A 17,616-nucleotide genomic window follows, 5' to 3' on the forward strand; every position below is an offset into this window, starting at 1 on the left:
CCGTACGCGGCTGGCGCGCTACTGGTAAACAAAGGTCACCCCAATAATCGATTGTACGTTGCCCGCGGTGACCTGCCCGCTGGTGCGCGCATAGGTGGCGGTGAGTCCGAGGTTGACGGCAGAGGTGCCTACGGTTCCCATGGAAACGGTATTGTTTGAACGCAGGATGGTGCCATTGCGTAATAGCTGAACACCAATGCCCTGAGCCGGTGAGGCGGAAGAGGTATTGGTGAAAACAGTGTTGGCGGTATCTGCCGTGGTGCCGGAGAGGTAAAAGCCTATCTTTTGGTTTTGTCCACAGCGTACCGTTAGCGGGATTGCGGTGGAACCGGGGTATTCCGGCAGGGTTACCGTGACGTTGCGAGCGGAAACATCGCAGCCGCCCGTCGGGATAATCACACTATTGTTGGCATAGATGTGCCAGGTAAATTTTGAAGTACGAACATTACCGCCACCGTTGATATCGGAACCGACCTGATACATAACTAGCGTTGCAATATGCGAGCCAGCGCTTATTGCCAGCCCGGAGGCGGTCGATATCGGAGTCAGGTAGAGCTGCGTATTCCAGTTTGTGTAGTTACCGGAAGTGAAGTTGTGGCTGGCGGTTGGGGAATTTAGCGGGAAATTGTAGCTGACTCCGTAGTACTTTAAAGAACCAGTGAAATTAGTCAGCAGGCCGCTATAGGCCGAGCCCTGGAGCATGCTCACCATATCGTTACGCTTGTTTGGCGAGTCATTTCGGCAAAAAATAGAATTGGATAAGTCGACGACCAGGTTTTGCCCCGCTCCCAGGCTTGGCTGCAGGTTGACGTAGACGTTAGATACCTTTCCTCCAGTATCACTGTTTAATGTCGTTCCAGTGGAGTCGTAGCAGGTATAGGCTCTGACGCTGGTAGAGAATCCTGATAATAAGATCAAAAGCCACAGTGCTTTAACGAAGGCCTGGCGCCGTTTTCGGGTTATAGCAATCCACTGATTCATGATGATCTCCTGCCTCAAAGCCAGGTATAGGTGATGTTAATCACCGCCTGGATTGTTCCTTGTGTTGGCCCGCCATTGACCGTCAGCGCTCTGACGCGTAATGGAAAGCTGGTTGATTGTGTGGCGTCGTTGACGGCTACCGTTTTGGCTGAACCGTTGTTAAACCGGGTTCCGCTGGTGTCTTGCAGTTCCAACTGGAGGTTGCCCGCTGTTCCCAGATTTTTGTAATAGCCTGTGCTGTCCGCTGTTCCGCTAAAGGTGGCGGTGACGCGCGACGTGCCGACCGGGCAATTGCTGAGATCGAGCGTGACGCTATGCCAGCCTGATGCTGCTCCGGGTGAAAGCATGTTGAAGGTGTATAAATCGCCCAGATCGACGGTAGCCTTCGGCGTGGATATGGTGCAGGGCCTCGCCACCACCTTGCCGTTAACGGTAATCGTGACATCGGCGGCATGGGAAGCGCTGGCGAGGGCCAGTAAACCGGCCAGCAGCCAGCGGGCATGGGTCCATTTCATTTCAGCCTCCGGTTACTGAAATTCAAGCGTGAAGGTCGCGGTTGCATTAACGTGTCCTGCGGTTATCGGGACGCGCGCGGTCATCAGCCGGGCGTAAAAGTTCAGCGTGTTGGTCTGACCAGGCTTCAGCGTTGTCCAGGCGATGTTTGACGAGGGGGAATTGAGCACCAGGGGGGTCCGGCTGCCGTTAAGGATCTGCACGCCAATCCCGGATGCTGCCGATACGCCGCTATCCAGTTTCAGCAGGCTGGTGTTGTCGCTGTCCGCGACGCCGGTAAAACCGACTTTCACCGCAGTGACGGAACCGCCGCAGGGCGACAGCACGATGCGAAAGGGCACCAGCGGCGTGGTTGTGCCGATAGCATTAAACTGTTTGGCGGCGTTATTCATCAGGTCAACGGTAAAATCTTTTGACTCACCCGCGACGGCGCAGGTGTTATCCCGAACGTATCCGCTAATCGTGATGGTGCTATCGGCGGCAGAAGTGCTGAAGGAGACCAGAGAGAGTATGGCGCCCAGCAGATACAGGTTGTTTCTCATCATCATGGTTTCCTTAGCGGCACACGGCCGACAGCTGGCTTAACGCCTGGTTCTGGCTTTCCGGCGGCAGATGATAGTCGGCTTCACAACTGGCATCCGGTCCGTCTCCCCACTTTGCGCGTACCTTCCCCGCCAGCGGCATGCCGCTCAGATAGACCTGGCCGTTATCAGCGACGATGCTGCTATTCTGGCTACCGACAGCGGCGGCTATTGCACCAAAAGGAACCGGTTTACCGTGGTGAGTTAGCGTCAGCAGCAGCTTCATGCCGACGCTGGCTTTAAATTCCGCGCGCGCAATTGCTCCGTGGGTCGGCACGATATTGACCACGGCATCATCAAGGTCGACGTTGTTGGCGAGCGTATTGGTATTCAGCGCCACCCGGTTTTCCCGGTATTCGGTGGCATAGGGCAGCACGGCGTAGCCGCGCCAGTCGGTACGCACCCCGGTTTGGTTTTCTACCTTCACGCCATCAGCTCCGGGGGCTTTGATCAATACAACGGTATCGTTCATTGGCTGGCTCAGAGTGACGCCGTCGGCGTGGGCCAGTACGCCGCCGCTCAGGCCGTAGTAAAGTTGCTTAATGCTATCGCTGCGGCTGTAGCCAACGTTAGCGTTGCCGTAGCCGCCGCGGTAGTTCAGCGCCGCATAGCCGGTGCTACCGCTGTTGCCTTCACCGCCGCCCGCGTAGCCGGTCTGTACGCTGTAGCTCAGGTTGTTATCCTCAAGCAGCGTGCCGTACAGGCCGGCAAGGCTGGTGGTTCTGCCGTTCAGATCGTTGGACATGCTGTAGCTGGCGTTACCGTTTTTCCAGACGGAGGTACTGTCGGAGCGCATCCAGTGGCTGAACGGGATACTGACGTTGAGAGCCAGCATCTGATCGCGCCCCTGCTGCCAGGCGTTTTTGGTCAGGCTGTAGCTCAGGGTCCAGTTGATATCGTCGACGGCGGCATTCAGCCCGGCCTGTAGCTGCTGGTCGGCGCTACTGGTTCCCCAATAAGTTTGATGACTGCCGCTGAGGTAGAGAGTGGCGGTACGCCCTAACTGCTGGGTGACGCTGAGCTGCACTTTGCCGCGCTTGTTGTAAGCGAGGTTGTAGTAGTCGGTGAACTTCGGTTTGACTTCAATCACGCCGTCCTGGGTCTCAACGTTGTAGCCGCTCATCCGGTTGTAAGTAGTGTCGGCTAAGCTGAAATAGCCGCGCGTGGAGTAACGGTAGCCCACCAGTTGAATATTTGTTCCAGTATCCGTCAGCGATTTGTTATAGAGAAAACGTACCGACTGTCCCTGATGATCGCTGTCATCGGGCAGGGTAGCGTTGGCCTGAGTGATGTCCAGCGACAGCGCCCCCAACTGGCCCATGTTTTTCCCCACGCCGAGATTAAAGGCGCGGTAGCGATCCGCCAATTGGGTGCCGCCGTACAGCGTCCAGCCTGCCGGTAGACCGTGCAGGAGGGTGCTCTGGAAGAACTTCGGTTTGTCCTGCTGATCGTTGCCGCTGCGGTACTCCCCGGCGGTGACGGCATAGCGGGTATGGCCCTCGCGCTGGAGCACCGGGACGGATGAGTACGGGACGGTGAAGACCTGGCTGCTGCCGTCGGCCTCTTTGATGGTGACCTGTAGATCGCCGCCGTTGCCCGCAGAGTAGAGATCGCTGATGGTGAACGGGCCGGGCGGCACCGTGCTCTGGTAAATCTCATAGCCGTTCTGCTTCACCGACACCTGAGCGGTACCGCGGGCAATACCGTGGATAACCGGAGCAAATCCCTTCTGGCTGTCCGGCAGCATGTTGTCATCGGAGGCGAGCTGCGCACCGCGGAAGTTAATCCCATCGAAAACGTCGCCGTTGGTGTAGCTGTCGCCCATCGTCAGACGCGAGCGTAGCGGGGTGATATCGCGCTCAAGCCAGGTGTTGACGTGCTGCCACTTGTTTTCATTGGTCGATGAGCTGCCGCTGCTGCTGTAGCTCCAGGTGGTGTTATCGCGTAGACGCCACGCGCCGAGATTCAGCCCGCTTTGCAGGTTCAGATATGCATAGTTGCTGCTGCCGCCGATGTCGTTGTGGACGTTGTTGCCGGTGAAGTTGTAGTTCAGCAGCCCGGCGTTAATCCCATGATCCCAGAGTTCAGGCGGAATATAGCCGCGGGCGCGGTTGCCCATAAACGCCTGGGGAACGGTCAGATACAGCCGCTGTAAGCCGACATCAAAGCGTGTGGTGGCGTCTTTAATCATCTCGGTTAACGGTACGCAGGCATCGGATGCTAACGCATTGATCCCCTCAACGGATGAGGTATTCACACCCATCCCGGAAAGCTGTCCGCGCGTCAGGCAGGGGATCAGCGCGTGGTCGTTTTTTCCGGCATTAAACGTGACATCGCGGGTGGTCATAAAACCATCGTTAAGGTAAATATCAACGCGATAGGTTCCCGGAGGGACCTCCTGGCCGCTGGCAAATCCTGATAAATCTGCCACGGCGGCAGGGTCGTCCGCTAAAAAACGCGGATTAAAATAGATCTCTGCCTGCACTGAAAAGATCGGTGAGGAGAGTAAAAGGGCCAGCATGACTGGAGCGAAAGCGCGCAGATTTATTGGCCCATGGCTGCTTTTACGCCCGGAGCCCTGGTGGTCGAGTCCATATTTCAGATGTGACATAGTCCCTCCGGTCCAAAGTCGCCCGGCTGTCAGTTCTTATTTTTATTTCCGGGAGAACGCTGCCTCCCGTCAGTTATTGCGTAGCGCCCTGCATCCGCGGGGTCAGCGCGCCGTAGTCGTTAATCGTCCGGTACGTAATCTCGCGACCGGCATCAGCAGGCAATTTAACGCTGGCTTCACCCATCGGCGGGACCAGCGCATTCTCCAGTATCCGGGTTCCGGCATTGAGCTCGGTGACCGTCAGGTAATATGGGGTGGGGTTGATTAACGTGAGCGAGCCTGCGCTGCGGCGGAATTTCAGCTTTTCCGGCGCCTGATCCGGCGGTAGCGCCAGTTTTGCCGGACGATAATAGAGCTTGATGCGGCTGATAATCGCCAGTTGCAGAGTGTTATCGCTGAGCTTTGACTTATCCATCGACGGAATGGCTTTGACGTTCATCCAGAACAGGCTTTCCCGGTCCTGCGGCAACTGGTTGTTGGTGGCATCAATGATGCGCAGGGTATTCTCTTTTTTTCCCTGCATGGCAAATAGCGGTGGGGTGATAACAAAACGCCCATCTTTTGCACCATCGGCGTTTTCTACCCATGACTGGATCAAGTAAGTGCTCTTTTCGTCGTTGTTAGTGACCGCCAGTTGAACCTGCTTCTGCCCGGCAGGATAGATGACGCGGGTCGCCCCTAGCGCCACGCCAGCCTCGGCGCGAGCGGTCCATCCGATGGCGGCTATCATCAGCATTCCTGCCAGTAAACCGCGCGTCATCGCCAGTGTTTTTCTCACGCTTATTCCTTTTATACTCACCGTCGTTTCCTGTTTTGGTACGTCTGCTGGTTAATTACTGGTAGGTCAGGGAGAACCAGGCCTGAGCGTTAGCCGCTCCCCCGGTGACCTGATGCCCTGTTGCCCGATATTTCGCCACAAAGTGCAATGTGGTTGGCCCGGTATACAATTTTGTCCAGGCTGCGGGAGGGCTGTTCAGTGGGATCAGATGGTCTTCTTTATCAAACAGAGCAACGCCAATGCCGGTAGCAATCCCCGGTCCTTCCCCCACCGAAAGGACGTCCGGATTTTTACCATCGGCGACGCCGTGAAACGCCACGCCAACGCGCTGGCTGACGGCGGTGCTGCATTCCTGTAGGTGAATATCGAAAGGGACCGGATTGGTATCTTCACCAGCCGAATGAAGCCGGTTACTGCTGATTTGTCCCATGTTGACTGTCATCTGCTGGTCACCCGCTTCAACGCGGCAGGACTCAGCAATAATGATGCCCTGAAAGCGCATGTTTCCGCCGGGCAGCGTGACGTTCCATTGATTACCGGCCAGCGCCAGCGACGGGAGTAAAAAAATCAACAGACCTGACTTCATCCTTTGCATCGTTATCACCCGAGTTCCGTTATGGATAACGGGCCTTCCTGGCCCGATATGCTTCCCTGCCTGACGAATGAATTACTGGTATTGCACTTTGAAGGTCGCGTCAGCGTTAGCGGTACCGGCAGTGGCTGCGGCAGTCGCGTAGTAACGAGCCTGGAACGGGATGATATTGGTGCCGTCGTTCAGGGTAGAAGCCGCGCCGAAGGTAGCGCCATCCAGCGCCAGCGGAGTACCCGTACGGTCAAGGATCTGTACGCCGACGTTGGTCGCGCTGCCTGCTGCGGAGCTTTGCAGCGCCAGCACGGTGGTATTGGTGCTATCAATTGCGGTGCCGGTGAAGGCAACGGACGCTTTGGTAGCAACGGTGGTATCGCAATCGTTCAGTTGGATATTGAAACCCACAGCCGTGCTGGTGCTGCCAGGGGTAGCGAGTTTTGCCGAACGAACCTGGCCCATTGGAACGGTCTGATCGATTGAACCTGCGTCAATTGCGCACGCTGCGTTGACGACTTCCCCTTTAAAATGCACCGTGCCGCCATTTACCGTGGTATCGGCCAGCGCCGCCGCGGAGCTCAGAGACAGAGCTGACAGTACAACGATTGCCAGTGTTTTGATTTTCATGTTGTTTTCCTTTGTACAATATCGGGATTACGAACCGATCTGGCCGTCATCATGACCTCCAGGTATTTCATGTTTCAGCCGAAGTTTTCGGCTGCGGTTCTGCATGTTTTTCACCCAAAATATGAGACATTTGGGGCCATTTTGACTCGTTAGAATAATTAACCAAATAATATGGTTTTATTGTTTTTATTTGGTGTTTTTATCTTAATTTTTATTTATTTTTGATTTTATATATTGATGATGTTGGGGGGAATGAGCCACGGAAGGCTATCGAGGGCAACATGGTGTGGATAGCGAACGATGAAAAGATGGGGATTATTTGAAAAAAATAAAAATAAAAAATTATTATTAATCAATGTAATAAATTTTTATCTGCCTGAGGAGAGCATCAGGTGGTTGCAAAAGGTTACCAAATATTTTTATGATGCACACAGTTTGGCCCCAATTGACCTGTTCACTCTTTTATTTTTCCTTATTTATCAATTCATTACTCTGAATTCTTTGATTTTGTAAATTCACCTCCATAAGATTGTTTCGTTCCCATAATCCGGCGAATCGCGCGGCGTTACTGGCTGTATATCGTACGGTATGGCGAATGTTACGATGACCAAGATAGTCCTGAATAAGTCGTGTATCTGCTCCTCTTTCCGCTAGCTCGTAACCACAGGCATGACGTAGCATGTGTGGATGAGTCTGCGTTGCCGTACCCGCTTCTACGCCAGCAGTGCGGATGATGCGGTAGGCTTGCTGGCGAGAAAGCGGGGTGCCACGTCGCGATATAAACAGCGCATCGGTATTTTTTGCGTCTTTCCAGCCAGAGCGTACCTGGCTCCAGCGCTTTATTGCTTCACATTCATCTACCATCAGAGGGTGTATCGTTGAGAATCCATTTTTTAGTCTACGGATATTGATACGACCTTCGGCAAGATCGAGATCCCGATAGTGAAGATCGAGCAATTCGCTAATACGCATACCGTGACGGAAAGCGAGCAGGATAAGACAATAATCTCTCTCTCCCGTCTGCCCATGGCGGGCGGCCAGCATCATCGCCTGTACTTCTCTACCGGTAAGAAAACGACGTCGGTTCACAATAAATGACTCCTGATATGATCTTGATAAACAACACGACCCTGCGAAGAAACAGGGAATTTACAAATAGCTCGCGATACTAAAGGCGTATTATATTAAGGGGATTAATCTCAGTTAAATGAACACAACACATTATAGTGGTATCAGACAAGAATATAGCCACGTGATAAATCTTATTCTTATGGATTTTATTCATTACCACAACATAACCTCTCCGTTTATTTTTTAGGTATATAAAATTAAAAGAAAAAATCATGGTTGATGACGTTTTAATCTGGTGATGAATGATGCATTTATATCCTGATTAATGAATGAACGTCATAATAAGATAAACTATGTGTGAAATGTGAACTTGCAGGAACAATAATCATAGTTAAAGCATGGTTAATTTTTATTAATGTTTGGTTATAGAGATATGCTATTTCGATGCCATCCATGGCATCGAGAATTACAGTAAAACAGGGCTCCGTTGTCGGTCTCTCGTTTCGTCCCAGATACCATAAAAACGGCCAGCGTTACTGGCCGTATACCATACGGTATGGCGGATGTTGCGGTGACCAAGGTAATCCTGAATGAGACGGGTATCAATGCCCATGTTGGCTAAGGCGAATCCGCATGAGTGGCGGAGCATATGCGGATGTATTTCAAGTGATAGCCCTGCGCTGTCGCCTGATGCAGAAATAATCTGATAAAACTGTTGGCGAGAGAGAGGGTTACCTTTTCGCGATAAGAATAGCCACTCGCTGCCAGATTGAGGATAGGACCTGCGGGTATTCAACCAATTCTTTAACGCGCGGATCTCTTTATTCAGCAGAGGGTGGGTTGTGGAAAATCCATTTTTAAGACGGTGTATATAAATACATTTAGACTCAAGATCGATATCGGAAATCTGCAGGCGGCATATTTCACTGGCGCGTAATCCGTGAATAAAACATAATAATGTCAGGCAATAATTACGCGTGGCATGTGCACCACTGTTGGCCGCTTTGAGCAATGACTCTATTTCATTATGAGTCAGGAAGTTCCTTTTTTTTAAAATAACATTATTTTTCATTATGTTCCCTTTAGCATGCAGACGTATAGTACATTTTATTTAGCATCGTCGGGTAAATGATGAAGCTCGACTGCATTCGAATTTTTTTTAATGCTGGTTCTAATAATAGTTTTAAGAGGTGATTTTTATTAGCTGGAGGACGCTTGTTTTTATATTTATGGTTAGTTTTAGTTTTTTTGCTGGGAATAATGTCCTGCTCATTCTTTTCTCCTTGGCTATGTTTTCAGAGATACATAAATCATAAGGTTGTTAACCATACTGCAAAAACCTTGTTATGGATAGCAGTAATAAGAAAGGGAATATTTCTGATAGTCGCCAGGAATAAGTTGAATACGACTAAGATGATTCTTTCTTGTCGATAAGATGCTTTTTGAGGAGGAACGATTAAAATTGATAAGTGCACCAGAGCATAGAGCCTGATTATTTTAAATGCGGGAATCGGTTTGTAAAAACAGTCCTGTGCTGGTTTCTACGTGCTGTGGCGTGAGCGCTCGCTCACGCCTTATATCGAACGCTATCCCAACTGCTCGAAGAACAGTAGCGCGGCGATTGCCACCATAATCACGCCGGACGCGATGCTAACTTTTTGTGCAACCTGAGGCCGGGTCGCTAAAAGCGCTTTCGCGCCGTAGCCAACCAGTAAATAGACCAGCGTGCAGGTGATAAGGTGAATACAGCCTAATGCCGACATCTGCTGCGCAACCGACCAGTTTCCTTTGGGATCGGTAAACTGCGGTAGTAAAGCCAGAAACAGGAGAAACACCTTTGGGTTCAGGCCGCTAATGCATAATCCTTTAATCGCCCAACGATTCCAGCTACCTGTGGTTTGTTCTTCCGCACTTGGCGTCGGCGGATGGCGCAAAATAGCTATCCCCAGCCACATCAGGTAACTCGCGCCCAGTAGCGTAATAGTCGACATCGCCAGCGGGTGGCTGGCAATCAAGACCCCGATGCCGGCAACCACAACAATCGTTGCCAGCAGATGCCCAGACATCAACCCGGCGACGGCGGGTATCACGCGGCGTCCATTGATCCCTGCGCTGATGGTATAGGCCCAGTCGGCTCCCGGCGTGATGATCAGCAGAAAAGAGACCAGCCAAAAGCTGGCGATAAAGCTCATTTCCATGGACAGTCCACCTCTGCGGGGTGACATCGGTTTCTCATCATTTTTCCCTCATTAAGCTACGATTATTTGAGGAAAAGAATATCGAGTTTATTGCGCAATGAGCTTTCAATGTTATGCTCTGAAATGGTCTTTTAAGAGAAAATCTTCCAAATGGATAGCATTGATCGAAAAATTCTTGCTGAGCTGCAGTCCGACGGACGGTTGTCGATAACCGAGCTGGCCGAGCGGGTTAATCTAAGTCTTTCACCCTGCCATCGACGGCTGCGCGCGCTGGAGCAGGAAGGGGTGATTACCGGCTATCGGGTGAATCTTGATCCCGCCAAAATGGGGTTCAACTTTTTGGCGATTGTCTTCGCGACGTTAAAAGAGGGCGACAAGAAGGCGGTGAGCGCATTTGAGGAGGCAGTCGAAGAGATCCCGCAAATTGTGCTGGCGCAGCGCCTGTTTGGTGATCCGGACTACCTGATGCACGTGGTGACGCGCGATCTTCCGGCGTTCCAGAAACTGTATGACGACAAGCTTTCTGCGATGCCCGGCGTGCAGCACCTGCGCTCAACGCTGGTAATGAAGACGGTCGTGCAGGACCGTCCGTTCCCGCTGGGTAATGGTTAATCAGCAGACAGCAGTAAATCTCTGTAGCCCGGACAGATGCGCAGCATCGCCTCCGGGAAAATAACGGGCAGGTTATATCAACTCTTTTCCAGCAGGCGCATAAAAACCTTTAGCGCCTCATCCAGGTGCTGGCGCTGGGCCGCTGAAAGTTCTTCCAACAGCTCGCGCTCATTCTCCACATGGCTTTCCACCGCTTCATCAATCAACTTTCGCCCCGCTGCTGTTAGCGCCACGAGCATACTGCGCGCGTCCTCCGGGTTTGGCAGGCGGGTAATAAAACCTCGCTTTTCCAGCGCCTTAAGACGATGGGTCATTGTCCCCGAGGTGATCATCAACGTTGAAAAGAGCTGCGTGGGTGATAGCACGAACGGCTTGCCTGCCCGACGCAGGGTCGCCAGCATATCAAATTCCCAGCGCACTAAATCGTGGCGAATAAAGGCGGCTTCAATACGCGGCTCCAGAAGCATCGCGCAGCGTTTCAGGCGGCCAATCGGCCCCATTGGGCTGCAATCGAGGTCGGGGCGCTCTCGTTTCCACTGTTCGAGGATCCGATCTACGGCATCTTCTTGTGCTGATTTGTCCATTAATGCCCACTTGTCTTGATATCAAGATAATTATCGATACATACTTAAATCACAATTTACCTTGATGTGAAGATAAAATCATGGCCTTTGTTTCGCGTAATTTGATGGTTGATTTACTGCTGACCGCTCTGGCTCCCGCCATCTGGGGCAGTACCTATATTGTGACCTCACAGTTTCTTCCGCCCGACAGGCCGTTTATCGCTGCGCTATTGCGAGTGCTGCCAGCCGGGATCGCTCTGCTTCTCTGGAGCCGCCGTTTTCCGCTTCGTACAGAGTGGTGGAAACTGATCGTCACCGGGATCCTGAATATCGGTGCGTTTCAGGCGCTGCTATTTATAGCCGCTTATCGTTTACCCGGTGGGCTGGCAGCGGTGATTGGCGCTATTCAGCCGCTACTGGTGATGTTGTTGGCCTGGTGCGTCGATCGTCAACGATCTCCCTGGGTGGCAGTGTTGTCGGCCTGCGCCGGGATCGTGGGGATGGCGATGTTGCTGCTGTCGCCGCAAACGGTGCTCGATCCGTTGGGGATCGGCGCGGCGTTTCTGGGGGCGATCAGTATGGCGCTGGGGACCTGGCTTTCGCGACGCTGGGCGATCTCTTTACCGGTCATCGCGCTGACCGGCTGGCAGCTGCTGATCGGCGGCATTGTGTTGGCTCCGATTGCTTTAATGGTCGATCCGCCGCTGCATCAGGTGACGCTGACACAGGCGGCGGGCTATCTGTGGCTGTGCGTTGCCGGGGCGATGCTGGCGTATGGCCTGTGGTTTCGCGGAATTGGTCGTCTTTCTCCGGTGGCGGTATCGGCGATGAGCCTTTTGAGTCCGGTGACGGCGGTGATATTAGGCTGGATTTTCCTCGGACAGAAAATAGAGGGAATGGCGCTGGTGGGGTTGGTGATTGTGTTGTTAAGCGTGTTGTCGATTCAGCGGGCGTTATCGAATAAGAGAGCAGTCACCAGCAGGTAAAATCCCGGGTCGCGGCGTGAACGCCTTATCCGGGCCGTCCTGCAGACGGCTGGGCACTCGTAGCCCGGTCAGCGCAGCGCCACCGGGAACTTTTCCAGATCGACAAAAACAAAAAAGCCCCATCAAGGGGCTCGTCATTGCTGCATGCTTATTATGTGGCGGGAGCCAGACCAGCCGCCTTCAGGCGACCTGTCCGGCAGCTCCCTCTGCAACCATTCGGTTATTTAGACAGCTCGGCGGTCATATGAACCTGGTTACCGGTATAAGCTTCGGTAATGTGGTAGGACTCGCCCTGGTCTTTAGCAATGGCAGCGATTTTAGCTTCTGCGTTGTCCAGAGTATCCGCGGTGACGCTAACAGGCTGAGCGAAACTAGCGAAAGAAACCAGAGACAGCATACCGGCAGCGGCAAGTAATTTTACGTTTTTCATGGTGTTTATCCTTTTAACTTTTATGGTGGAAAGCGTTGTTGCTTTCGATGGACTTATAATAAGTCTGCTAACTATAACGCGCGTTGCAAAAAGTGCGATTTAGATCACACTTTTATGACGGTGTGATGACGAGGTAATCCGTTTTATGTTTTTAATTTTCATTAAAAACAAAATGATGAGTTATTTTGGCGTGTGTTTTTTGACGTGAAAAAAGAGTGGGTCAGAAACTCGATTTTTTTGCTTTAGGTCTTTAATTATTGTTTTCGTGAATGTAAGTGGCGTTTTTTATGCAAAGCAGGCGGCGACATTTCGCCCTCCAGCGAAGCATTGGCTTCTGGCAAGAAGATAAAGTGGTGTTCAAACTGATGATGTGAGGACGACACGATGATCGCAGTACTTTTTGAAGCTGAGGTGACTCCGGCGAGCCAGCAGCGTTACCTGGCGCTGGCGGAGGAGCTGAAGCCGCTGCTTAGCACTCTTGATGGTTTTATTGCCATCGAGCGTTTTCAAAGCCTGACAACGGTGGGGAAAATTTTGTCGCTCTCCTGGTGGCGAGATGAAAAAGCGGTGCTGGCGTGGAAACGCAATCTCTGCCATCAGGCGGCACAAAAAGAGGGACGGGAGAGCATTTTCTCCCACTATCATATTCGGGTGGCTCAGGTGCTGCGCGAATATGGCTCTGAGGAACCGATCCACAGATAATATTGCGGTGGTTTGCCGCAGAGGAAAATACGCGAGGCGCTATGTTAAAACCTGTTGAGCTGATTGAAGACGACGAGTCGCTGGCCGTGGCGATGACGGCAGTGGCGTCGGCGATGGCTGATGCCTCCCGGCTAAAGATGCTCTGCGCCTTAATGGATGGCCGGGCGTGGACGGCCACCGAGCTTTCCACCGTTGCCGATATTTCCCCCTCGACCGCTAGCGCCCATCTTAGCCGTCTGGTCAGCAGCGGTTTATTGATATGTCTCGCCCAGGGTCGCCACCGCTACTATCGCCTTGCCGGTAGCGACGTCGCCGGGCTGCTGGAAAATATGATGACCATGGCCGGCAAGCGTGCCGTGATGTTATCTACCAGCACGCCGGTTAACCTGCGCGTCGCGCGTACTTGCTACGATCATCTGGCTGGAGAAGTGGCGGTAGCGCTGTATGATTTTCTGCTGCGCGAAGCGTGGATAACGTCTGATGGAACGGCCCTGACCTCGACCGGGGAAGCGCAATTTGCGCGCCTGGGAATTGTGGTGACGACCGGTTCGCGGCGCAAAGCATGCTGCGGCTGTCTGGACTGGAGCGAGCGACGCTTTCACCTTGGCGGTGCTGCTGGGGCGGCGCTGCTATTGCATGGGCAGCAAAAAGGATGGTTTACCACCACCACAGGATTTCGCGAAGTGACGATTACCCCACAGGGGTGGCGTGCGCTATACCTGCATTTTCAGCTGTCGAAAACACCGTAACGGAAAAGTTATTCAGATTGTTCTCTATGTTGAAAAATAGCCTTTTATGACACGATAGATGTCTATCTTGTTAATTCCGTATCGCTTTCCCCCCTTCGATGTAAATAATAATTACTCTGTTTTTTACTATCAATTGTCAATCATTAATAGTCTTAATCTATCTGTTACATTGATTAACACCTCATGAACAAATGTATATTTGTCTGCGAAAAATAGCATTCTTTGACGCCGACAGCATCGACGAATTCTTTTATAGAATCCGTTCCTGACGCCTTAAATATTGCGGCTTCCGGTCAGTCGAAGTTTCTATTAACAGTCGTACAAGTTGGCATCGCATATCGCTTCTGACTTTTGTGCGAATTAACTGTTTGCTCATTGATACTTAATTCACTCTGACAAGGAAATGGCAATGAAAAAGGTTCTTCTCTCTGCTGCAATGGCGACTGCGTTTTTTGGTATGGCTGCGGCAAATGCTGCTGATACCAATGTAGGCGGCGGTCAGGTTAATTTCTTCGGTAAAGTTACCGACGTCTCTTGTACTGTTTCCGTAAACGGCCAGGGCAGTGATGCTAACGTTTATCTGTCACCGGTGACGTTAATTGAAGTTAAAGCTGCCGCTGCTGATACCTATCTGAAACCAAAATCTTTCACCATTGATGTTTCTAACTGCCAGGCTGCCAGCACTTCAACTGATGCCGAAGGCAATCCGGTACCTAACCCGCTGAATGATGTGAGCAAGCTGGGCGTGAACTGGACCGGTGGTAACCTGTTGGCTGGCGCATCTGCTAAACAGCAGGGTTACCTGGCTAACACCGAAGCTTCTGGCGCGCAGAATATCCAACTGGTTCTGTCCACCGATAACGCCACGGCGCTGACTAACAAAATTATCCCGGGCGACAGCACTCAGCCTACCGCAACTGGTGATGCTTCTGCTGTTCAGGATGGCGCGCGCTTCACTTACTACGTTGGCTACGCGACCAGCACCCCGAACACTGTCACTACCGGTGTGGTTAACAGCTACGCGACTTACGAAATTACCTATCAGTAATAAGTAAAACCGCCTCGCGCCGGGGCGGTTAAAAACAATTATAAAGCGGCCGCTGCTGCCGCTTATTTTTTATTCTGAGGTCAGCATGAAGCGTATTGCCCTTTTTTTCTGTTTCATTTTTAGTTTTGCGGCCCATGCCAATAATATTATTGTTAATGGCACCCGCTTTATTTATCCAGGAAATGAAAAAGAAATAACGGTGCAGCTCTCCAACACCGCCGACCGTCCGGCACTGGCGCAAGCCTGGCTGGATAACGGCAATGCCGACGCAACGCCGGATACTATTACTACACCATTTATTATTACCCCACCTATTTCCCGCGTAGACGCGAAAAGCGGCCAGACCCTGCGTATTAAGCTCGGCAGTAATGCGGGACTCGCTAAAGATAAAGAGACGCTCTGGTGGCTAAACCTTCTGGAAATACCGCCGGTTGAAGCCAGTCAGAAAAACGAAGGGCAGAATATTCTGCAGTTGGCGATCCGTTCGCGCTTTAAGTTTATCTATCGTCCCAATGGATTAGGCAACCGCGATGCGGCGGCAGAAAAATTAGTCCTTTCTGCAAACGGCAACAATTTGTCCGTCAGTAATCCGACGCCATTTTATGTCACCGTCAGCCGTATCTCCCGCGACGGCGGCAAAGCGCTGAACAGCAAAACGGTGATGTTTGCCCCGCAGTCCAGCCAGACCATCGCCCTTTCTTCCGCAGTGAGCAAAGGCGAGACCCTGACCGTTAACAACATTAATGACTATGGCGCAGATGTCGCAGTGAAAGTTGCCGTCAAATAAGGGAAACGATCATGAAGCAGAGGTCAATCTGCCCGGGAAGATTAAGCACGGCCATTGCGGTTGCGCTGTGCTGCTTTCCGCCATTTTCCAGCGGAGAGGAAAACCCGGGAACGGTCTATCAGTTTAACGATGGTTTTATCGTCGGCAGTCGCGAAAAGGTCGATCTGTCGCGCTTTTCTACCAGCGCTATCAGCGAGGGCGTCTATTCACTTGATGTGTATACCAACGGCGAATGGAAAGGGCGCTACGACCTGAAAATCACCGCCGGTAAAGATGGCAAAATGGGCGTCTGTTACACCAAAGCGATGCTGATGCAATACGGGATCTCGCCTGAAAAATTCAACCCGCAGCTCAGCGAGAAAGAGGGCTTCTGCGGACGCCTGCAAGAGTGGCGCAACGAAGAGAATGTTAAAGACACTCTGATCCAGTCCTCCCTGCGACTGGATATATCCGTACCACAAATCTACGAAGATCAGCGTCTTAAAAACTTTGTCAGCCCGGAGTTCTGGGATAAAGGCGTTGCGGCGCTGAATTTAGGCTGGATGGCAAACGCCTGGAACAGCCACAGCTCGTCGTCCAACGGTTCTGATAACAGCAGTGCTTATCTGGGTATTAACGCGGGCCTGTCGTGGGACGGCTGGCTGCTCAAGCATATCGGTAACCTGAACTGGCAGCAGCAGCAGGGAAAAGCCCACTGGAACAGCAACCAAACTTACCTGCAGCGGCCCATTCCGCAGATTAACTCGATAGTCAGCGGCGGGCAGATTTTTACCAACGGCGAATTCTTCGACACCATTGGCCTGCGCGGGGTAAACCTGGCGACCGATGACAATATGTTCCCGGACGGCATGCGCTCCTACGCCCCGGAAATTCGTGGCGTAGCGCAAAGCAACGCCCTGGTAACGGTTCGTCAGGGCAGCAATATTATCTATCAGACCACGGTGCCGCCGGGGCCGTTTACCCTGCAGGATGTTTACCCTTCCGGCTACGGTAGCGACCTTGAAGTTTCGGTTAAAGAAGCCGATGGTACAGTTGAAGTGTTTAGCGTGCCTTACGCCTCGGTGGCGCAATTACTGCGTCCAGGGATGACCCGCTATGCGCTCTCTGCCGGTAAAGTCGACGACAGTTCGCTGCGTAATAAGCCGATGCTCTACCAGGGAACCTGGCAGCACGGTTTAAATAACCTGTTTACCGGTTATACCGGCGTCACTGGTTTTGATGACTACCAGGCGTTCCTGCTGGGAACCGGGATGAACACCGGCATCGGCGCGCTGTCATTCGACGTTACTCATTCACGGTTGAAGAGCGATACCCTTGACGAGCATGGTCAAAGCTATCGCGCCACCTTTAACCGCATGTTTACCGAAACCCAGACCAGTATCGTGCTGGCGGCGTATCGTTACTCCACCAAAGGCTATTACAACCTGAACGACGCGCTGTATGCGGTCGATCAGGAAAAAAACCACAACAGTAATTACACCGTCTGGCGGCAAAAAAACGGTATGACCTTTACCGTTAACCAAAACCTGCCGGACGGCTGGGGCGGTTTTTATCTGAGCGGCCGGGTGGCGGATTACTGGAACCGTTCCGGAACCGAGAAACAGTACCAGTTTAGTTACAACAATATGTACGGCCGGCTCTCGTGGTCGGTGAGTGCTCAGCGTGTCTATACCCCGGATAGTTCTGGCCACCGTCGCGACGATCGCGTTTCGCTCAACTTCAGCTACCCGCTGTGGTTCGGTGAAAACCGTACCGCTAACCTGACGTCAAATACCTCGTTTAATAATTCACGC

At 52.2% G+C, this 17,616-nt stretch carries 19 protein-coding genes; 7 read left to right on the plus strand and 12 right to left on the minus strand.

The genetic code is table 11. The features are described 5' to 3' along the window. Positions 1-18: 18 nt before the first annotated feature. The 10 genes from FN082_RS22620 to FN082_RS22670 all read right to left on the minus strand — a co-directional run bounded on the left by FN082_RS22620 (position 19) and on the right by FN082_RS22670 (position 9,946). Entirely contained in the window at positions 19-981 is a 963-nt protein-coding gene (locus tag FN082_RS22620; RefSeq protein ID WP_142982401.1) for a fimbrial protein, read from the minus strand. A gap of 14 nt (positions 982-995) precedes the next feature. Continuing rightward, the gene (fimG, locus tag FN082_RS22625) at positions 996-1,496 is read right to left on the minus strand and encodes a type 1 fimbrial minor subunit FimG (RefSeq protein WP_142982402.1); all 501 of its coding nucleotides are present in this window, start codon (positions 1,494-1,496) and stop codon (positions 996-998) included. A gap of 12 nt (positions 1,497-1,508) precedes the next feature. Continuing rightward, positions 1,509-2,039: a type 1 fimbrial adaptor subunit FimF gene (gene fimF / locus FN082_RS22630; protein ID WP_139540761.1), complete on the minus strand. Its 531-nt coding sequence runs from the start codon at positions 2,037-2,039 to the stop codon at positions 1,509-1,511. 10 nt (positions 2,040-2,049) lie between these two features. Continuing rightward, positions 2,050-4,686, minus strand: coding sequence for a fimbrial biogenesis usher protein (locus tag FN082_RS22635; protein WP_142982403.1), 2,637 nt, complete (start codon positions 4,684-4,686; stop codon positions 2,050-2,052). Between the two features lie 73 nt (positions 4,687-4,759). Continuing rightward, positions 4,760-5,446: a fimbria/pilus periplasmic chaperone gene (locus FN082_RS22640; RefSeq protein WP_371336300.1), complete on the minus strand. Its 687-nt coding sequence runs from the start codon at positions 5,444-5,446 to the stop codon at positions 4,760-4,762. Positions 5,447-5,519: 73 nt separating this feature from the next. Further along, complete coding sequence (gene fimI, locus FN082_RS22645) at positions 5,520-6,059, minus strand: type 1 fimbrial minor subunit FimI (protein ID WP_139540207.1); 540 nt, start codon at positions 6,057-6,059, stop codon at positions 5,520-5,522. Positions 6,060-6,131: 72 nt separating this feature from the next. Continuing rightward, a complete protein-coding gene (fimA, locus tag FN082_RS22650) occupies positions 6,132-6,677 on the minus strand; it encodes a type 1 fimbrial major subunit FimA (protein ID WP_112217156.1) in 546 nt (181 codons plus the stop codon). A 462-nt stretch (positions 6,678-7,139) separates the two neighbouring features. After that, positions 7,140-7,766 carry a tyrosine-type DNA invertase gene (locus FN082_RS22660; RefSeq protein WP_139540201.1) on the minus strand — a complete coding sequence of 209 codons (627 nt, stop codon included), beginning with the start codon at positions 7,764-7,766 and terminating at the stop codon, positions 7,140-7,142. A 448-nt stretch (positions 7,767-8,214) separates the two neighbouring features. Then, complete coding sequence (locus FN082_RS22665; RefSeq protein ID WP_139540200.1) at positions 8,215-8,820, minus strand: tyrosine-type DNA invertase; 606 nt, start codon at positions 8,818-8,820, stop codon at positions 8,215-8,217. Between the two features lie 514 nt (positions 8,821-9,334). Beyond that, positions 9,335-9,946: a LysE family translocator gene (locus FN082_RS22670; RefSeq protein WP_142463480.1), complete on the minus strand. Its 612-nt coding sequence runs from the start codon at positions 9,944-9,946 to the stop codon at positions 9,335-9,337. A 150-nt stretch (positions 9,947-10,096) separates the two neighbouring features. Between FN082_RS22670 and FN082_RS22675 the strand changes: the two genes are divergently transcribed. Continuing rightward, a complete protein-coding gene (locus tag FN082_RS22675; protein WP_139540199.1) occupies positions 10,097-10,558 on the plus strand; it encodes an Lrp/AsnC family transcriptional regulator in 462 nt (153 codons plus the stop codon). A gap of 77 nt (positions 10,559-10,635) precedes the next feature. On the opposite strand, the gene FN082_RS22680 is transcribed toward FN082_RS22675, so the two are convergent. Continuing rightward, positions 10,636-11,142 (minus strand): MarR family winged helix-turn-helix transcriptional regulator, encoded by a 507-nt coding sequence (locus tag FN082_RS22680; RefSeq protein WP_139540198.1) that lies wholly within the window; start codon positions 11,140-11,142, stop codon positions 10,636-10,638. Between the two features lie 80 nt (positions 11,143-11,222). Here FN082_RS22680 and FN082_RS22685 point away from each other — a divergent pair, with 80 nt between their 5' ends. Continuing rightward, positions 11,223-12,107, plus strand: coding sequence for an EamA family transporter (locus FN082_RS22685; RefSeq protein ID WP_139540197.1), 885 nt, complete (start codon positions 11,223-11,225; stop codon positions 12,105-12,107). Positions 12,108-12,327: 220 nt separating this feature from the next. Here FN082_RS22685 and FN082_RS22690 read toward each other — a convergent pair whose 3' ends face one another. Then, entirely contained in the window at positions 12,328-12,537 is a 210-nt protein-coding gene (locus FN082_RS22690) for a YdgH/BhsA/McbA-like domain containing protein (protein WP_004105360.1), read from the minus strand. Positions 12,538-12,921: 384 nt separating this feature from the next. On the opposite strand from FN082_RS22690, the gene FN082_RS22695 reads away from it, so the two are divergent. From FN082_RS22695 to FN082_RS22715, 5 genes are all read left to right on the plus strand, one after another. Beyond that, on the plus strand, positions 12,922-13,239 hold the full coding sequence (locus FN082_RS22695) for an antibiotic biosynthesis monooxygenase family protein (protein ID WP_139540196.1): 318 nt from the start codon (positions 12,922-12,924) through the stop codon (positions 13,237-13,239). A gap of 41 nt (positions 13,240-13,280) precedes the next feature. Further along, positions 13,281-13,988, plus strand: coding sequence for an ArsR/SmtB family transcription factor (locus FN082_RS22700; RefSeq protein WP_142982404.1), 708 nt, complete (start codon positions 13,281-13,283; stop codon positions 13,986-13,988). Positions 13,989-14,397: 409 nt separating this feature from the next. Then, complete coding sequence (locus FN082_RS22705) at positions 14,398-15,036, plus strand: fimbrial protein (protein WP_139540194.1); 639 nt, start codon at positions 14,398-14,400, stop codon at positions 15,034-15,036. An 85-nt stretch (positions 15,037-15,121) separates the two neighbouring features. Then, on the plus strand, positions 15,122-15,823 hold the full coding sequence (locus tag FN082_RS22710; RefSeq protein ID WP_049594231.1) for a fimbrial biogenesis chaperone: 702 nt from the start codon (positions 15,122-15,124) through the stop codon (positions 15,821-15,823). Positions 15,824-15,834: 11 nt separating this feature from the next. Then, positions 15,835-17,616, plus strand: a 1,782-nt coding sequence (locus FN082_RS22715; RefSeq protein ID WP_142982405.1) for a fimbria/pilus outer membrane usher protein, incomplete at its 3' end; no start/stop codon positions are given.

The organism is Klebsiella spallanzanii, assembly GCF_902158555.1.
In the GTDB taxonomy this organism is placed as follows: domain Bacteria; phylum Pseudomonadota; class Gammaproteobacteria; order Enterobacterales; family Enterobacteriaceae; genus Klebsiella; species Klebsiella spallanzanii.